At 34.2% G+C, this 15,676-nt stretch carries 18 protein-coding genes and 4 pseudogenes; 20 read left to right on the top strand and 2 right to left on the bottom strand.

Annotated features, from left to right (window positions below; translation table 11 throughout):
• Positions 1-213: 213 nt before the first annotated feature.
• Both JFU20_RS10485 and JFU20_RS10480 read left to right on the top strand, forming a co-directional pair.
• On the top strand, positions 214-375 hold the full coding sequence (locus JFU20_RS10485; protein WP_002166276.1) for a hypothetical protein: 162 nt from the start codon (positions 214-216) through the stop codon (positions 373-375).
• A 151-nt stretch (positions 376-526) separates the two neighbouring features.
• A complete protein-coding gene (locus tag JFU20_RS10480; RefSeq protein WP_002087303.1) occupies positions 527-685 on the top strand; it encodes a hypothetical protein in 159 nt (52 codons plus the stop codon).
• Positions 686-902: 217 nt separating this feature from the next.
• Here JFU20_RS10480 and blaIII read toward each other — a convergent pair whose 3' ends face one another.
• On the bottom strand, positions 903-1,850 hold the full coding sequence (blaIII, locus tag JFU20_RS10475; RefSeq protein ID WP_201038600.1) for a class A beta-lactamase BlaIII: 948 nt from the start codon (positions 1,848-1,850) through the stop codon (positions 903-905).
• Positions 1,851-2,388: 538 nt separating this feature from the next.
• Between blaIII and JFU20_RS10470 the strand changes: the two are divergent.
• The 15 genes and pseudogenes from JFU20_RS10470 to JFU20_RS10405 all read left to right on the top strand — a co-directional run.
• A pseudogene (locus tag JFU20_RS10470) lies at positions 2,389-2,658 on the top strand (hypothetical protein); the annotation flags it as partial.
• Positions 2,659-2,920: 262 nt separating this feature from the next.
• Complete coding sequence (locus JFU20_RS10465; protein WP_002166274.1) at positions 2,921-3,217, top strand: WXG100 family type VII secretion target; 297 nt, start codon at positions 2,921-2,923, stop codon at positions 3,215-3,217.
• 186 nt (positions 3,218-3,403) lie between these two features.
• A complete protein-coding gene (locus JFU20_RS10460) occupies positions 3,404-3,679 on the top strand; it encodes a TIGR04197 family type VII secretion effector (RefSeq protein WP_000529655.1) in 276 nt (91 codons plus the stop codon).
• Positions 3,680-3,720: 41 nt separating this feature from the next.
• Positions 3,721-4,083, top strand: coding sequence for a DUF3958 family protein (locus tag JFU20_RS10455; protein ID WP_002166273.1), 363 nt, complete (start codon positions 3,721-3,723; stop codon positions 4,081-4,083).
• Positions 4,080-5,705 carry an AHH domain-containing protein gene (locus JFU20_RS10450; protein WP_033715660.1) on the top strand — a complete coding sequence of 542 codons (1,626 nt, stop codon included), beginning with the start codon at positions 4,080-4,082 and terminating at the stop codon, positions 5,703-5,705. Before JFU20_RS10455 ends, JFU20_RS10450 begins: the two co-directional genes overlap by 4 nt.
• A gap of 34 nt (positions 5,706-5,739) precedes the next feature.
• Complete coding sequence (locus JFU20_RS10445; RefSeq protein ID WP_002166271.1) at positions 5,740-6,312, top strand: imm11 family protein; 573 nt, start codon at positions 5,740-5,742, stop codon at positions 6,310-6,312.
• Positions 6,313-6,452: 140 nt separating this feature from the next.
• Positions 6,453-6,905, top strand: coding sequence for a YrhA family protein (locus JFU20_RS10440; RefSeq protein WP_033715661.1), 453 nt, complete (start codon positions 6,453-6,455; stop codon positions 6,903-6,905).
• Positions 6,906-6,923: 18 nt separating this feature from the next.
• Complete coding sequence (locus tag JFU20_RS10435) at positions 6,924-7,382, top strand: SMI1/KNR4 family protein (protein WP_002010939.1); 459 nt, start codon at positions 6,924-6,926, stop codon at positions 7,380-7,382.
• A gap of 230 nt (positions 7,383-7,612) precedes the next feature.
• A pseudogene (locus tag JFU20_RS10430) lies at positions 7,613-7,708 on the top strand (sporulation transcription factor Spo0A); the annotation flags it as partial.
• Between the two features lie 229 nt (positions 7,709-7,937).
• Positions 7,938-8,084 (top strand): annotated as a pseudogene (locus JFU20_RS30575) (integrase); the annotation flags it as partial.
• 79 nt (positions 8,085-8,163) lie between these two features.
• Positions 8,164-8,386 (top strand): annotated as a pseudogene (locus JFU20_RS30705) (EndoU domain-containing protein).
• A 231-nt stretch (positions 8,387-8,617) separates the two neighbouring features.
• Complete coding sequence (locus tag JFU20_RS10420; RefSeq protein WP_002010942.1) at positions 8,618-9,268, top strand: Yip1 family protein; 651 nt, start codon at positions 8,618-8,620, stop codon at positions 9,266-9,268.
• A 51-nt stretch (positions 9,269-9,319) separates the two neighbouring features.
• On the top strand, positions 9,320-9,490 hold the full coding sequence (locus JFU20_RS10415; RefSeq protein ID WP_002010943.1) for a hypothetical protein: 171 nt from the start codon (positions 9,320-9,322) through the stop codon (positions 9,488-9,490).
• Positions 9,491-9,525: 35 nt separating this feature from the next.
• On the top strand, positions 9,526-9,849 hold the full coding sequence (locus JFU20_RS10410) for a hypothetical protein (protein WP_002010945.1): 324 nt from the start codon (positions 9,526-9,528) through the stop codon (positions 9,847-9,849).
• 324 nt (positions 9,850-10,173) lie between these two features.
• Positions 10,174-10,650: a DUF6985 domain-containing protein gene (locus tag JFU20_RS10405; protein ID WP_002010947.1), complete on the top strand. Its 477-nt coding sequence runs from the start codon at positions 10,174-10,176 to the stop codon at positions 10,648-10,650.
• A gap of 193 nt (positions 10,651-10,843) precedes the next feature.
• Here JFU20_RS10405 and JFU20_RS10400 read toward each other — a convergent pair whose 3' ends face one another.
• Positions 10,844-12,166, bottom strand: coding sequence for an MFS transporter (locus tag JFU20_RS10400; protein ID WP_002166267.1), 1,323 nt, complete (start codon positions 12,164-12,166; stop codon positions 10,844-10,846).
• Between the two features lie 223 nt (positions 12,167-12,389).
• Between JFU20_RS10400 and JFU20_RS10395 the strand changes: the two genes are divergently transcribed.
• Genes JFU20_RS10395 through JFU20_RS10385 form a run of 3 tightly spaced genes read left to right on the top strand, consistent with a single transcriptional unit; the run spans position 12,390 to position 15,647 of the window.
• Positions 12,390-13,979, top strand: coding sequence for an ATP-binding protein (locus JFU20_RS10395; protein ID WP_201038598.1), 1,590 nt, complete (start codon positions 12,390-12,392; stop codon positions 13,977-13,979).
• A 19-nt stretch (positions 13,980-13,998) separates the two neighbouring features.
• Positions 13,999-14,676 carry a response regulator gene (locus tag JFU20_RS10390; RefSeq protein ID WP_002166265.1) on the top strand — a complete coding sequence of 226 codons (678 nt, stop codon included), beginning with the start codon at positions 13,999-14,001 and terminating at the stop codon, positions 14,674-14,676.
• Entirely contained in the window at positions 14,673-15,647 is a 975-nt protein-coding gene (locus JFU20_RS10385) for a tripartite tricarboxylate transporter substrate binding protein (RefSeq protein ID WP_201038597.1), read from the top strand. The genes JFU20_RS10390 and JFU20_RS10385 overlap by 4 nt, the downstream gene beginning before the upstream one ends.
• The last annotated feature ends 29 nt before the right edge of the window (positions 15,648-15,676 follow it).

Genomic DNA, 15,676 nt, shown 5'->3' with positions numbered 1-15,676 from the left:
AATATAGAACTGTAGGAGGAATTGAGGCTAGAATATAGGTTACTGTCTCTTCAAATCATGGTGTTGGAAGCACTAGTTTTGGTGGTAACGTTACAACATAAACATTTTATTAGAGATTTTTTTAAATTTACATACACTCTAGATGGACTACATATCAACTTCAGATACTTGTTTTATGATACAAGTAATCAAACAAAAGGAGGGCAATACAAAATGATTACAACAGTATTAACAGGGCACTCTTTTAAGTATAGGAGATTATTAACAGGTGAAGAAAATGTTGAAGATGTACAGACAGATAAACATATTCCATATGAACAAAATGAATTGCAGCAAACTCTAGAAAAGTACGATTCGAAGAAATTTGAGTTATAAAAAGAAAATAGATAAATATAGTGAAAATAGATAAATTGACAAGAGAAAAGCACTTTGTGTATATCACAGGTGCTTTTTATTTTCATTTTGATATAGGGCTTGAATTAAATTTTTACACTAAAATATATACGGCAAAAAGGGGGGGAGTTCATTGCACAAAGTTATTTATGGAATATTAATTTTAATTTATACTTTGTATTCATTTTTTGTAAGTGATGGAAGTGAAGTAAGGTTTATTATGGTGTTAACTATAGTACTTATCTTTTCTGTAGTTTTAGAAAAAGGAAATGCAAACAAAACGACTGATTAAAGGTCTTTTTGTTTGCATTTTTTAGTTGGCTATTACAGTCCAGATGTTTTAGGGATAGCACCAAATTGCCATCAAGCTTAAAGAATCATTTATCCCCAAACAATAAAAATGAGCTTTTTATTACAAGTTAGCACCAAATTTCATTTTTGGGACACTATTAAATTTTTAGTTGATGAAAACACCCGCCTAAAATAGAAAACTTTTAACCTATTATCATTTATTCCGTAGCTTTTAAGGTATTTAACACGACCTTGGTTGCGTCTGCAATAAGTTTATCATCGTATTTAGCATCTTCTTTATCATGATTAGAAAGTATAGCAAGAACAATCGGCTTTTTATTTGGTGGCCAAATAATTGCGATATCATTTCTTGTTCCGTAAGATCCCGCGCCTGTTTTATCAGCTACTTCCCATCCTTTTGGTACGCCCGCACGAATCAATTTATCTCCAGTTGTATTTCTCTTCATCCAATCTACTAATAGTTCACGTTTTTCTATTGGAAGTGCAGTTCCTAATGTAAATGATTGAAGTGTCTTAGCTATCGCTTCTGGTGTACTGGTATCATGTGTTTCTCCTGGATGCACTTCATTTAATTCAGGTTCAAATCGTTCTGAAGTAGTAACAGTATCTCCCATTTCTCTCAAGATTTTTTCAAATTCAGAGGGGCCCCCTAACTGTTTAAGAATCAAATTATGTGCTGTGCTGTCACTATATCGAACAGAAGCATCTGCAAGTTCTTTTAACGTCATTCCTGTATCAACATGCTTTTCAGTAATTGGATTATAATTAGAAAGATCTTCATGAGTATACGTAATCCTTTGATCAAGAGCTTCTAATGAGTTCTTGCGTAAAAGAGCGCCCACAGCTAATGATTTAGATGTAGATGCAAATGCAAAACGATCATCTGAATGATAAGCAACAGTTTGATTCGTACCTGTGTCCAGTGCATAAATACCAAGCTTAGCATCATATTCTTTTTCAAGTTTAACGAAAGATTGATTACCTGTATTTTCTTGTTTAATTTGATTAGCTTGATTCGTTTGTTTAGGTGGTTCAGATTGAGTGTTACTATTGGAACAGCCTATAAGTGATACACATGAAAGTAATACTACAGGCACAATCTTTTTGTAATGTAAAATGTTAAAGAACTTGTTTAAAACGAACATAAATTTTCAACCTCTTTCAAGAATATATGGATTTTGTCTAGGTATTCTAAATACCAATGCAATTAAAGATAGCATAGGGTAACAATACTACTGCAGCTAAAATTTCACAGGTTAAAGGACATCCAAAACGTTTATATGATTGATAAATCACGGTTTGGGGTGTTTCTTTTTTGTTGCTACTTGTAATGGTTCACCTGTGAAAGTATTAAACTTGTAATACTTAACCGTAGTCTTACAATACATGTTTTTTACTTTTGGGAATAATAAGTCCTTTCTTTTTTTGTAATACATAAAAATAGATGTCAAACGGGATATGTTGTATCCAATCTGGACAACTAATATTAGAAATACACTTATTAGACACTCTAAGTAATAAATTTGTTCCACTTTAAGATGAGGAAGAATTTGGGGTTTGTAAAATAACAATGGAACTATGTGTTTTTTCGTCATACAAAAACCTCTACATGTAAGTAGAGGTTTTTAAATTGTATATTAATGAATTATGCTTTTTTAGATAAAGCAAATCGAGTTCGGGTAAACGAAGAACATAGAAGAAACGTTGTTTGATAAACTTAAAGATACTGTTGAAAATAACGTAGAAGCGATGGGTCAGTTGTACGAAAAATTTATTCGCCAGATAGAAAATACTCCTATTATCGGGCAATATCATAACTACAAAAAAGGGCAAAATGAAGCGGTGTTAGATGAACCTAAAGGAATATTAAACACAATTTTACATCCAATAGATAGTGTTGAGGGCGCTGTGTATGCTCTTTCTCACATCGACGGAACATTTGCTGCTATGGAATGAAAGATTTGGATTAAATGCACTATTACATTCGGAAATAATATCTCTAACGCTGAAAAGATATTTGATCTAGGTATTCTTTTCTATATTTTAGAAACAATTAAAGCGAGAAAAGTAGAATATTTAATGATTGAAATTGATAATATTCTAATATTCAATAGAAAGATAAAACGTTTAAAAGTTCAGAATAATACATTATAATATATTTAGTAAAATTAACCAATATATATTTTGCTTATTATGTATTAAAGGGGAAATGAAAATGGCTGGACAAATTCGTATGTCACCAGAGGAGCTTAAATCGAAAGCGGCTCGATATGGACAAGGTGCAAATCAAATTGAGGACATTTTAAGTCAACTACAAAACTTACAAAATGAATTAAGAGGAGAATGGGAAGGACGTGCTTTTGAAGGTTTTGACCAACAGTTCAATGAATTAAAGCCAAAAGTACAAAACTTCGCACAGCTATTACAAGAAATTAATGTGCAGCTGAATAAAACTGCAGAGGCTGTTGCTTCTCATGATGAAGAATTATCACGTAATTTCGGTTTGAAATAAAAATTGTTTTACTCTATATAACAAGCATTTCAAATGAGCCATACAGCTTATATTGTATGGCTCATTTGATTGCATGCCCAACTTAGCTGGACACACGTTTAAAAAGAGTGATATTGATAGGGAATTTTCATATATTTATTGGGATTTCTTTGTCATGTTCTGAAAATTAGAGAAAGGATTTGAGTGATGGGACAATTTCAAAGTAATTTTCAAACGGCACAACAAATTGCTACGCAGATGAGAACAGCTTCGAATATAATCCAAAGTGCAACAAATCGTTCTATAACAAAGGCGACGCGTACAACACTATCTGTTAATTCCAAAGCACAAGAAGCGAATCAACAAATGTTAGATTTTACGAAACAATTTTCCACTGCCTTTCAACAAGCGGTAGATAATATTCATTCAGTAGCCCAAGAGTTTGAGAGAATGGATAACGAACTTCACAATACTTTTCGCTAATGTGACAACCTACATAAAGGTAAAATGGTAGGAGGAATATGATGAGTCAAGATATTGAAAAACAAATCAATCAAGTAAATCAAAAGTTAAGAAGTGTATTTGAAGAACAAGGCCGAAATCAATCCGCGATTCACATTCAGGAGCGAGCGGAAGCAGATTTTTATGAATGTAGAAGTCGAAATCGTCGTTTGTTTGATCGAATTTTAGGAACTTGGCATGGTGATAGAGAAATGTCTCAGTTTTTTATGAATACGTATCAAGATGCACAACATATTGAACGAAAAGTCACATTTGAATTGGAAAACAAAAAAGAAACGTTACTTAAAGAAAGACGAGACCTTAATGATTTAGAAAACGCCCTTTCCTATCAACAACAACAATTAGCAAGGGAGATCAATGCATGAGTTTAAATATGTATTTGGGAGAAGTACAAAACCAAACTCAAAGTATGAACGCTGTATGTACGGCCACCATTCAAGGTATGGAACAAGCAATTCAGTCGATTGATGCTTTTGCAACTGATACTGTGTTACAGGGGCAAACATATAGCAGTGCAAAATCATTTTTTGTGCAAACCTTTCGCCCTTTAGCGCAAGGAATCATTTATCTGTGTGAAGAGTTAATTCGTCAGAACGATGCTTTTCCAAGTCAATTTCAATCACAAGTCGCTTCCACTGATGTAATTGAACAAGAAATATTAGAACAAATTCGAGAAATTGACCGAATGAAAGCAAGTATGGAAGCCATCAGTCAAGCTATGCCAATCCCAGGTATGGAAGCTATGGTAAATCTTTTTACTGTCATGAGGAAAAAACTGCAAGAAAAATTAGAACATCTATATGAATTTAATTATACTTCTAGTAGTAATTATGATACGGCACTCCAACTAGCCGCTAGTATTGCGACGGGTTTGGCGGAAGTTCAAAGTGGGATAGGTTTTAGTCCTGCAAGTGGTACATTTAGTACACAAGGGTTGAATATGGAATGGACAACCTCTATTCAAGCGATTACAGAAGAGAGGGCACGACAAGCTGCCAATTCAATTGAAGAAGGTGAAATGTGTGGTAAGCTACCTGAAAAATCTACTGGGGAAAAAATTTGGGACGGTATTGTAGATGGTACGGGACAAGCAGTTAGCGATACAATAGACGGAATAAAAGCTTTAGGAGATTGGGAAACGTGGGAAAACATGGGGAACGCTGCTTTGCACCCTATTGATACCCTTAGTACCATGTATAATGCATTGTCAGATTCATTTATTAATGATGTAATAAATGGAGATGCTGAAAGTCGTGCAAAGTGGGGAAGTTATGCTTTAACACAAATTGGGCTAGGTCTCATTGGTGATAAAGGATTAAGTAAAGTATCGAAGGTAGCAACTACTGCAAATCTAACAAAATTCTCAGAAGGTATTTCGTCTGTTTCGAAGCATTTACCATTGAAAGAACGATTTGCATTCGCAGGTACTAGTGGCTTTGGTAGCAATCAGATAAAAACTTTTGAAGCTTTACAAGAAGCCCGTGATACATTTATGCTTTCTGAAACTGGTGGAAGAAATAGAGTTAAAGGTGTACAAGAAGTAATACAAGATTATGCGGATAAAGTTCTTGATAGAGTTGAAGTGAAAAATGAGTATCCTGATTCGTATACAGCATCTAAAATATTACGTGAAGAACTTAAGGATGCAGGGATTGAACCACCCCCATATTCTAATGCAGCACATCATCTAACACCTTGGAACGATAGTAGGGCAGAAAAGGCACAAAAATTATTAAAGGAATTTGGGATAGACCATGATTCGGCGGCTAATGGAGTATTTTTACCTTATAAAGTTAATAAATACGTGACTACTGAAGTCTTACACATAGGAAAGCATAGTTCAGAGTACATACTTGAAGTAGAGAGAGTATTAAGTCTTGTTAAGAAACGGGGCGGTACTCAAGAAGATGCTGTTGACGCCTTACATGATATAAGAGAACGTTTATTGAATGGTGAATTAAAATTAAATAAACCGAAGAAAGAGTAATCTTATAATAGAAAAATAACAAAGGAGAGTAAAAATGAAAATTTGGGAATTAAAGAGTTCATTTGATGACTATGAATCCTTTCAACTATTGAACTTAGAAGAAGATTCTAAAAAGTATTTTGAAGGAAAAATTGACTCGGCAGTAAAAGCATCTGATTCATGGGGAGAAATACGTATTAAATGTGTAGAAGAAGGAAATCAAAGTGATTTGCCTCATTTTTGGGGAGAAGTTGGTACACCAATGGTTAGTGGGAAAGCTAAAAAATTTTTAGAGTCTATACTTGGTGATAATGTAGAATTTCTTCCCCTAATTCATGATGTGACGGGAGAAGTGTATTATATAATTAACGTTTTAAATGCACTAGATGCTATTGACTATGAGAAAGCTATACTAAAGAAACTACGTTCTGGCTTAGTAATAGATTTCAAAAAATACGCATTCTTACCTAATATGGTTAAGAACCAAACAATATTTAAAGTTTACTTAAATGAAATATTACATATTCCTTCCGTTTTTGTATCAGATGAATTTAGAAATACAGTGTTAGAAAGTGATTTAAAAGGTTTTGAATTTATAGAGGTATGGGATTCAGAAGCAAACATGTAAAAGAAAGTCCTAAAATAATTGATAGGAGTTAGTGACATGGATGTAAAGGATTTGAAAATTCTAAGAATGTTAAACAATTATGAGGGAAATGAAAAAGAAATTTTTGAACTGATTCAAGCTGAAGCAATGGTGAAATTTATATGTGGAAAAATCTGATTTTAGAAATTGAAGATATATTGAAAAGTGTTAATTATAAGCTGAATACACCCGCAACGGATACTGAAGTTCAAAGATTAAGAGAACATGTAAAAGAGAAATTTAATGTTGATTTACCGAGTGAATACGAAGAGTTTCTTAAAACTGTAAATGGTTTAGACTTTGATGGACTGGTACTTTACGGAGTTGATTCTTCTTTACTAGAAACAAAAAAAGATGAACATATTTGCGGCTTTATAGACACGAATGAGATTTGGTATGAAAATGAATTTCAAAAAGAGTATCTTTTCTTTGGCGATTCAAATATTGCGTGGTTTTGTAAAAGCTTATCAGACGGTACTTATTTAGAACTTGATAAACCATCAGGTACGGTAATGAACACATATAATGATTTTAATACAATGCTTGAGGAAGCGTTAAAAATAACCCTTCTTTAATAGGAGGTAGTAAAAATTATGTTTAATTTTTTGAAAGAATATGTTGTAGCAGACAGAAGTGTCCGTTCTAAACAGAAACCTATTTTCTATCCTATATATCAAGATGAGATAGATGAGGCAGAAAGTTTATTACAAATGGAACTTCCAAAAGAACTGAAACGCTTTTATCAAGAAATAGGTTGTGGGTTTTTGAAATCTGATAAAAGAACGTTTTTCAACAGATTTATGGACCCGATTTCAGTTGCAGATTTCCGTTTAAGGCAAGATATTTATGAATATAATCCAAACCTAGATGGTGTAGATGATGAAGAATCATTAGTGTTTTTTGAAGTAACAGAACTTAACTTTTTAACCATTAAATTTAAAGAGGAAAATGAATTAAGTCAATGTCCTATTTACTCTGAGGATGAGAAAATAGCAGATTCTTTAGAAGAATTTTTAATTAAAATGGATGAAAATACTGGCTATTATATTTAATCTTTTTAAGACTTGCTTTAAGGTGTAGCATTTGAAAAATATCTAATCATGAGTAAAAAAGCTTATGTATAACCTGCATAAGCTTTTTTAATGTCCATTACCTTTTTTTGAAAGTACTTTGAATAGAAGATACAATCAGATTTAGGTAAGCGATAAACCTTATACTTCTAACCAATAAATAGAAGCTTTTAATAATTGTTATGAAATATACAATGCCTTGATATAGTGATGGTTATACAGTATCCATGTCAAAAGCAAAACCTACGAATTCTGAGTTCATCGCAATGGTTGAGGATAAGCTGAGACTTGAATATAAGGCTTCGTAAACGCTGATATAACAGTGTTTTTGATTGTTTAGCGGTAATAATGTAAAGTTACCAACAAATAATGTTAATGCATTTTAATAAACACCGTCTTTTATTGGTTTGTAAATCAAACTAATGAGAGGCGGTGTTTTTTGTTTTGACTGAATTTGAATTACAGCTAGGTAATTTTATGCTGTACTGTTCAAGTAAAAACTTATCGACTAAAACGCTGAAAAGCTATGATCAGACTCTAAAGGGTGGAGAATGGGCCTCGTTATCACGTATTTTCGGTCATTCTAGTGTAGAGGTAACTCAAAAAGGTTATTTAGATTTTACAGATTCAGAAATAGGTAAAAAGTATCAAAAATATTCACCATTAAATCACTTGAAAGTTTAAAGTGAAGAAAAAGAAGTCTGAGTGATTTAGAAAATGACCTGTATTATCAACAACAAAATCTAGCACAGGAGGTCAATACATGAGTTTAAACATGTATTTGGGAGAAGTACAAAGCCAAACTCAAAGCATGAATGCTTGTATGTATCGCTACCATTCAAGGCATGGAACAAGCCATTCACGAGGCTTATAGCAATAAAAGATGTATAAGTGGAAGATTATATTCTGGTAAAACATCTGAAGGAATGGAAATTAGGTTTGCACTTATTAATGATAAGATTATAACTGTTTATCCAATGTATTAAAGAATGGAGGTACTCAAAAATGAAAGTAACTACTCAGCCCATAGTTAAAAATGCAAGACAATATAGAGGTAATTGCTAAGAAGCACTCCCCCTAAGTTTCAGATGAAATTAAATGATTGAATATTTATATTTAAATAACCGACTATTTATGCTTTAATATTTCTATGTACATAACTGGGATGATTAGGAAATTATATTTAATATGTTTTAAGAAAGGGGAATGTTTTTTATATGGAAACTCCAGAAAATCAATTTAAACGTGCACTTAATCCTTGGTTCTCCATTTGGACAAAACCACGTGATACAATGAAAGAAATTTTTATATCCAAACCTAAGAATGTGTTTTTACTCATTTTATTAGGCTCATTCGTACAGACTTTAGATCGAGCATCTTCTAAAAATATGGCGGATTCAATAAGTAGTCCATTTTCAATAATCTCAATAGTTATATTCGGTACCTTCGTTGCTTTCTTAATTTATTATTTTTTGCTACCAGCGTTATTCAATTGGGTGGCAAAAAAACTTGGTGGACAAGGTACCTTTGAAAAAACACGTTACTCAGTTGCCTATTCTTATATCCCTTACGTTTACTCTCTTATATTAGTTTGGGTGCCTTCATTTTTCTTGTTTGGGATAGAAAACTTTACGAGTGAGACACCGGAAATGGATAGTAGCATAACTTTAACGATTTTGTTTCTTATTTTTGCCATAATTGATATAGTTATTGGAATTTGGACAATCATTATTTCCTTAAAATGTTTAGGAGAAGCACACCAATTTTCAGCATGGAAAGCATTATTAACAATAATAGTGTCCTTTATGATTATCATTCTTCCTTTGGTAATAATAGTATTTCTTATAGTAGGGGTTACAACCCTTTAATAATTTATTTGCTTCTTATTTATCCAAACGTTTTCTACGCGCTGTTAGTAATTGTTACAGGCTGAACAACCACATGATTCGGATGTTCCACTTGGCGAAGCGTATGACCTTTATGATCAAATTGATCGCCCGTTTTACGGCCTGTTTTTCTTATTATCAGTGTTAACAGGAATTTGTGAAGGCAAACTTGAAAATCAAAATATTAAACCATTAAAACCTTAGGGTAGCTGAGTAGTTACAAATGAAATATATATAAAGTGACAAAAAATGAAGACCTAGATTCTTTAAAAATAGAATTACCAAAAGAACTAGAAATTGTAGCAACATTTTTAGAAAACGATATCCAAGGGATTCCAGTTAAATGGTGGTTACAAAAAATTGATGAAGTATTAAATAATTTAAAAGAATATAATGAATTTCAAGGTACATTATGTGCAATTCAAGTAAAAAAGGATGAAACTATACTTGTAGATTTATATTCTATCCATGATCCTAATATATGTAAGATTGAAACAACTGAACTTAGAAATTTAATTGAAGTTTGGGGACAAGAACAAAAAATGTATAAAAATAATAACTAAAAAATTAACTTTTATAAAAACATTTAAATTAAAATTCTTCTTAAGCGTGAGCCCAATAGCTCACGCCTTTTATTTTGATTGACTATAACATTTATTTTTAAAATTTATAATCATACGATTTGTTACGAACAAACTATCAAAGAATCTATTGGTGCTACAGCTAATTGAAGGCGTATTAACAATTTGAGAGTAGTTATTGATAAGAATGGAAATGTAATAACTGTGTTTCTAAAGAATAAGAAAAGTTTAACATGAGTTTATGTTTTTTATTCGGGGAAATATGGCGTAATTGGTTATCAAGAAAAAATTTAGGAGAATAAAATTATGAAAAAAATAAACCATGAATTATTTGGTGAAATTGTTCACGATTTATATTGGAGCGGACAACAAAAGATAACTATTTTTGGGCAGGAAAAAATAGTTTCTTTAACTATTGATGGAGAAGAAGATGATTTAATTCCTACAGTTCAAGAAGAAGCATATAGGAAGTTCATTACTGATATAAACAAACTTACAAAAGAAGCTGAACAAGCAATATTCGAGTATTATAAAGAAGAATATATGGAATATAGAGATATGGTAGGTGATGAATCTGCTGATAAAATAGCGCCGATTATAACAACTATTCAAGAACTAGTAAAATTGGTGGAACCTGTTGGGTTAAGTATATTACCAGATTTTGAAGATGGAATTAGAAGAGTTGGATTAATATTCAATTGTACCTGGGAAGAGGACGGTGTCGGGGTGAAATTTGAAAATGAGCAAGTTGTAGAAGTTGGTTATCAAGACATCGTTATTTAAACTTCAAATTATGTGCTGTCACTATATCGAACAGAAGCTGGGTTTGTAAAATAACAATGGAACTACGAGTTTTTTCGTCATACAAAAACCTCTACATATAAGTAGAGGTTTTTAAATTGTATATTAATGAATTATGCTTTTTTAGATAAAGTAAATCGAGTTCAGGTAAACGAAGAACATAGAATACATAATTTTAACTAGATTTATTATTAACTAATTTATCCCCGCCACCAAGCTCCGCCTCAATCTGCGAAGTCTTCGATGACTCATCCATACGCCAATACGTAATAAAGCTTATCGCGATACATCCAGCTACGTAGAAGTAGAATAGTGATTCCATTCCGATACTTTTTAGCCATAATGCGATGAACTCAGCTGTTCCGCCGAATATCGCAACGGTTAGTGCATACGGTAAACCTACGCCAAGTGCGCGAATTTCGGTTGGGAAGAGTTCGGCTTTTACAATTGCGTTAATGGAAGTGTAACCAGTAACGATAATGAGGCCGACCATCATGAGTAAAAATGCTACGATTGGTTCTGTCGTTTTTTCCATGAAGAAGAAGATCGGTGCTGTTAGTAACGTTCCGAGAATACCGAAAGCCATTAATAGTGGGCGGCGTCCGATTTTATCGGATAATAGCCCCGCAATTGGTTGAAGTACAACGAATATAAGTAGTGCGGCAAAGTTAATCCAGCTTACAACTTCTTTCGGGAGACCGACTGTGTTTACCATGAATTTTTGTAAATATGTTGTGTACGTATAGAATGCAACAGTGCCTCCTAGTGTTAGGCCGACTACTGTTAATACTGCTTTCGGGTGTTTCATAAGAGCGCGAACGGTTCCTGCGCTTTCGCGGTTTTTCGATTCCATATTTGAGAACTGCTCCGACTCATCCATCGTGCGGCGAAGCCATAATACAGCTACTGCTCCCATCGCACCAATAATGAATGGAATACGCCATCCCCAAGCTTTCATATCTGGTTCGCTTAGTAATTGCTGAAGAACAATTTGAACACCTAACGCAACCATCTGTCCAGCAACGAGCGTTACATATTGAAAACTTGAATAAAAACCACGGCGTCCACTACTAGCCATTTCAGATAAATATGTTGCGGAAGTTCCATACTCTCCGCCGAGTGATAATCCTTGAAGTAAACGGGCAAGAACTAAAATAATTGGTGCCATAATACCGATGCTTTCGTAACTAGGTGTACAGGCGATAATTAAAGAACCACCGGCCATAACTGTAATAGAAAGCGTTAATGCTGCCCGGCGGCCGTGTCGATCTGCATAACGTCCCATTAATAAACTTCCGATAGGGCGCATTAAAAATCCAACTGCGAAAATAGCGGCTGTGTTCAGTAATTGGCTCGTTGGATCGCCTTTAGGAAAGAACTCTGCTGAAAAATAAACAGCAAAAGCAGAGTAAACGTACCAGTCGTACCATTCAATTAAATTGCCGACGGAACCTTTAAAGATATTGCCGGCGACTCGGTTAGATTTTGCTTGAGCCATAGTAATTCCTCCTCTTGCTTATAAATAAAAAGTATATATGAAAGCGTGTTCAATGTAGTTGAATTGTACTGTTCTTTAGTTAAAATCTCAATATTATGACAATTTTATTCTTTTTGTACTTTATGTACATGGAGGTTTTTATAGTTGATTCATTTGCAGTTTTGTCATAATAATAGAAAAAGGAGATTGATAGTTTTGAATATTTTATCAAAGGATATGGAGTATGAAGAAATCACGCAAAGTGTCATTACAAACGAAAATAGTAAGCTTAATTATTACGTTAATTTTATTTGTCGTTCTCCTATTAGCGGGAATATTTGTTTATATTCAGTCCGTTGATACAAAGCGCCAAGTGGAACAATTAGCACTGCAAACAGCTAAATCCCTTTCTTTTATGCCAGCTATAAAAGATGCTTTTCAAAATAACGAGCATAAAAGTACTATTCAATCCATTGCGGAACAAGTTCGTGAGCAAGCTGGCGCAGATTATGTCATTATAGAAGATCGCTTTGGGGTTATGTATTCACATTCTAATTCGGAGTTGATTGGTACAAAAAGTAAGAATCCATATAACTATGAAGCACTCACTTTTGGTGGCTATTATACACTCGAAGGAAATGGTGCAAGTGGCCCGGCTTTAATGGCGAAGGCACCTATTATTGTTCATAACGGAGACTACGATCAAGTTGTAGGTGTTGTGACAGTAGAGTTTCTAATAAAAGGTATTGAATCTAACATATTGAGCAGAACGAAAGAAATTATACTCTTTTCCTTAGCTGTATTACTAGCTGGAATTATTGGTGGCATTCTTTTAGCACGTAGTATTAGGAAGGATACACTTGGTTTGGAACCGAATGAAATCGCAGCGTTATACCGGGAACGAAGTGCGATACTACTATCCATAAAAGAAGGGATTATCGCTATTGATCAAAATGGTTTTATTACGATGATGAACACGTCGGCAGAAGAGATGTTACATGTAAATGATGATTATATGCAGCAGCACATTTCAAAAGTTTTACCGGAATTTAATATGGAAAGAGTGCTAGAAAACGATCAAGAAATAGCTTTTCAAAATAAAGTGTTTATTTTAAATAGGACACCGATACTCGAAAATAACAGTACGGTAGGCGTTGTATGTAGTTTTAGAGATAAAACAGAATTACAAAACTTAGTGAATACGATATCTGAGGTAAGAAAGTATTCCGAGGACTTACGCGCTCAAACGCATGAATTTACAAATAAGCTTTTCGTTTTATCAGGATTACTTCAGTTAGGACATTACAAAGAAGCGATTGAATTTATCCAACAAGAATCTAATGTTCATCAAAGCCAAAACCATATTTTATTCCATCAAATTCATGATGCGAAAGTACAAGCTATTTTATTAGGAAAACTCGGAACAGCATCTGAGAAGAAAATTGATTTTCATATTGAAGGAGATAGTGCGCTTCAACCGTTACCGGGCCATATAAAAGTTTCGCACCTTATTACGATTCTTGGAAATATAATCGACAATGCGTTTGATGCGGTGAGTGGGCAAGAGGAAAAGAGTGTTTCCTTCTTCGTTACGGATATTGGGCACGATATTGTATTTGAAGTGATAGATAGCGGGATAGGGATACCGGCAGAAAAAATAAGTACCATTTTTCAAAAAGGGTTTTCAACGAAAGGAAATAATCGGGGTTATGGGCTAGCGAATGTGAAAGAAATGGTAGACCTACTAGAAGGAACAATTGAAATTCAAAACGAGAAAAATGGAGGAGCTATTTTTACAATTTACCTTCCGAAAACATTGAGAGAAAGTACATAACAAACAGGGGGATGGGCATATGTTGAAGGTCGCAATTGCAGAAGATGATTTCCGCGTAGCGCAAATTCAGGAAGAGTTTTTATCAAAAATAAAGGACGTAAAAGTGATCGGAAAAGCATTGAACGCAAAAGAAACGATGGAACTACTACAAAAGGAAGAAATCGATTTACTTCTATTAGATAATTATTTACCAGATGGAATTGGTACAGACTTATTGCCGAAAATCCACGCTGAATTTCCAAACGTTGATGTCATTATGGTTACAGCGGCGAATGAAAACCATATGCTAGAAAAAGCAATTCGAAATGGCGTAAGCAACTACCTTATAAAACCGGTCACGTTAGAAAAATTTGTTCGCACAATTGAAGACTATAAAAGAAAGAAGCAACTATTACATAGTAACAATGAAGTAAATCAAGCACTCATCGATAATTTCTTCGGGACTTCGCAAACACAAGACATAAAAAACTTACCGACAGGTGTCGATCCGTTAACATTGCAAAAAGTGAAAGGCATTATAAAAGGATTCGAAGAGGGTATTACAATAGAAGAAATGGGAGAACAAATGGGGGCCTCCAGAACAACCGCTAGAAGATATTTAGAATATTTAGTAGCGACAAACGAATGCACAGTAGAGTACACATACGGCATTATCGGACGACCAGAACGAAAATATCGAATAGGACGAGGACTATGAAAAAACGATTATTACTATGTATATGGATCATGACAGGAGTAATAGCTGGTTGTTCCTCGGAAAAATCTCAAACGAATACAGTAAACATCGACAAAGTAGAAATCGTGGCGCCAAACGTTCAAGGCGCAGGATGGGACTTAACAGCAAGAGCGATGCAAAAAACGCTGACAGAAGAAAAAATCTTCACAAAACCAATCACAGTCACAAACAAAGTTGGTGGCAGCGGTGATGTCGGATGGAAATATACGAAACAAAAAGGCGGTCACGTACTTGCGATTAACTCAAGCTTACTCATAACGAACAACCTACTAGGCCACAGTAAACTAACATATAAAGACTTCACACCGCTCGCAACATTAGCATCGGACTGGGAAGTCGTTGTCGTCTCAAAAGACTCAAACATAGAAAACGCAAACGAACTAATGGAACAACTAAAGCAAGACAAGAAAAACTTCAAAATCGGCGTTGCCCCAGGCCTAGGAAACGACGATCACCTATCATTCGTACAAGTAAGTAAAGCATTCGGCATAAACCCGGCCGAACTACAATTCTTCGTCTACGAAAACAAAGACAAAATCATAAACGCCCTAACGAACAAACAAATCAGCGCCGCAACCATGACCCTATCCGAAGCCGAAAAACAATACAAAGCCGGCAACATAAAAATACTAGCCGTATCCGCACCAAAACGCCTAGACCGACTACCAGAAATCCCAACGTGGAAAGAACAAGGAATCAACGTCATATTCCAGCACTGGAAAGGAATTATGGGGCCGAAAGATATGACTGAGGAAGAGGTTGCTTATTGGGATAGTATTATTAAGCGGATGGTGGAGAGTGATAGTTGGAAGGGGATTTTGAGGGAGAGGGGTTGGGAGAGTTTTTATAAGGAGAGTGGGGAGAGTATGATATTTCTTGAGGAGAGTAGTCAGGAGTATGGGGAGCTAGTGGGGAATAATAGAAATTATTAAATCATACGGTATGGCGTATGATTTTTCTT

It is taken from the genome of Bacillus sp. TH30 (assembly GCF_016650875.1).
In the GTDB taxonomy this organism is placed as follows: Bacteria; Bacillota; Bacilli; order Bacillales; family Bacillaceae_G; genus Bacillus_A; species Bacillus_A mycoides.
Note: the sequence above shows the minus strand (reverse complement) of the source record. Positions and strands in the feature narration are given on the sequence as shown.

Coding starts and splice junctions, on each gene's coding strand:
- JFU20_RS10455 (WP_002166273.1), top strand. CDS start 3,721: ATGAGTCAAGATATTGAAAAACAAATCAATCAAGTAAATCAAAAGTTA.
- JFU20_RS10485 (WP_002166276.1), top strand. CDS start 214: ATGATTACAACAGTATTAACAGGGCACTCTTTTAAGTATAGGAGATTA.
- JFU20_RS10395 (WP_201038598.1), top strand. CDS start 12,390: ATGAAGAAATCACGCAAAGTGTCATTACAAACGAAAATAGTAAGCTTA.
- JFU20_RS10450 (WP_033715660.1), top strand. CDS start 4,080: ATGAGTTTAAATATGTATTTGGGAGAAGTACAAAACCAAACTCAAAGT.
- JFU20_RS10440 (WP_033715661.1), top strand. CDS start 6,453: ATGTGGAAAAATCTGATTTTAGAAATTGAAGATATATTGAAAAGTGTT.
- JFU20_RS10400 (WP_002166267.1), bottom strand. CDS start 12,166: ATGGCTCAAGCAAAATCTAACCGAGTCGCCGGCAATATCTTTAAAGGT.
- blaIII (WP_201038600.1), bottom strand. CDS start 1,850: ATGTTCGTTTTAAACAAGTTCTTTAACATTTTACATTACAAAAAGATT.
- JFU20_RS10465 (WP_002166274.1), top strand. CDS start 2,921: ATGGCTGGACAAATTCGTATGTCACCAGAGGAGCTTAAATCGAAAGCG.
- JFU20_RS10435 (WP_002010939.1), top strand. CDS start 6,924: ATGTTTAATTTTTTGAAAGAATATGTTGTAGCAGACAGAAGTGTCCGT.
- JFU20_RS10385 (WP_201038597.1), top strand. CDS start 14,673: ATGAAAAAACGATTATTACTATGTATATGGATCATGACAGGAGTAATA.
- JFU20_RS10460 (WP_000529655.1), top strand. CDS start 3,404: ATGGGACAATTTCAAAGTAATTTTCAAACGGCACAACAAATTGCTACG.
- JFU20_RS10445 (WP_002166271.1), top strand. CDS start 5,740: ATGAAAATTTGGGAATTAAAGAGTTCATTTGATGACTATGAATCCTTT.
- JFU20_RS10390 (WP_002166265.1), top strand. CDS start 13,999: ATGTTGAAGGTCGCAATTGCAGAAGATGATTTCCGCGTAGCGCAAATT.
- JFU20_RS10405 (WP_002010947.1), top strand. CDS start 10,174: ATGAAAAAAATAAACCATGAATTATTTGGTGAAATTGTTCACGATTTA.
- JFU20_RS10420 (WP_002010942.1), top strand. CDS start 8,618: ATGGAAACTCCAGAAAATCAATTTAAACGTGCACTTAATCCTTGGTTC.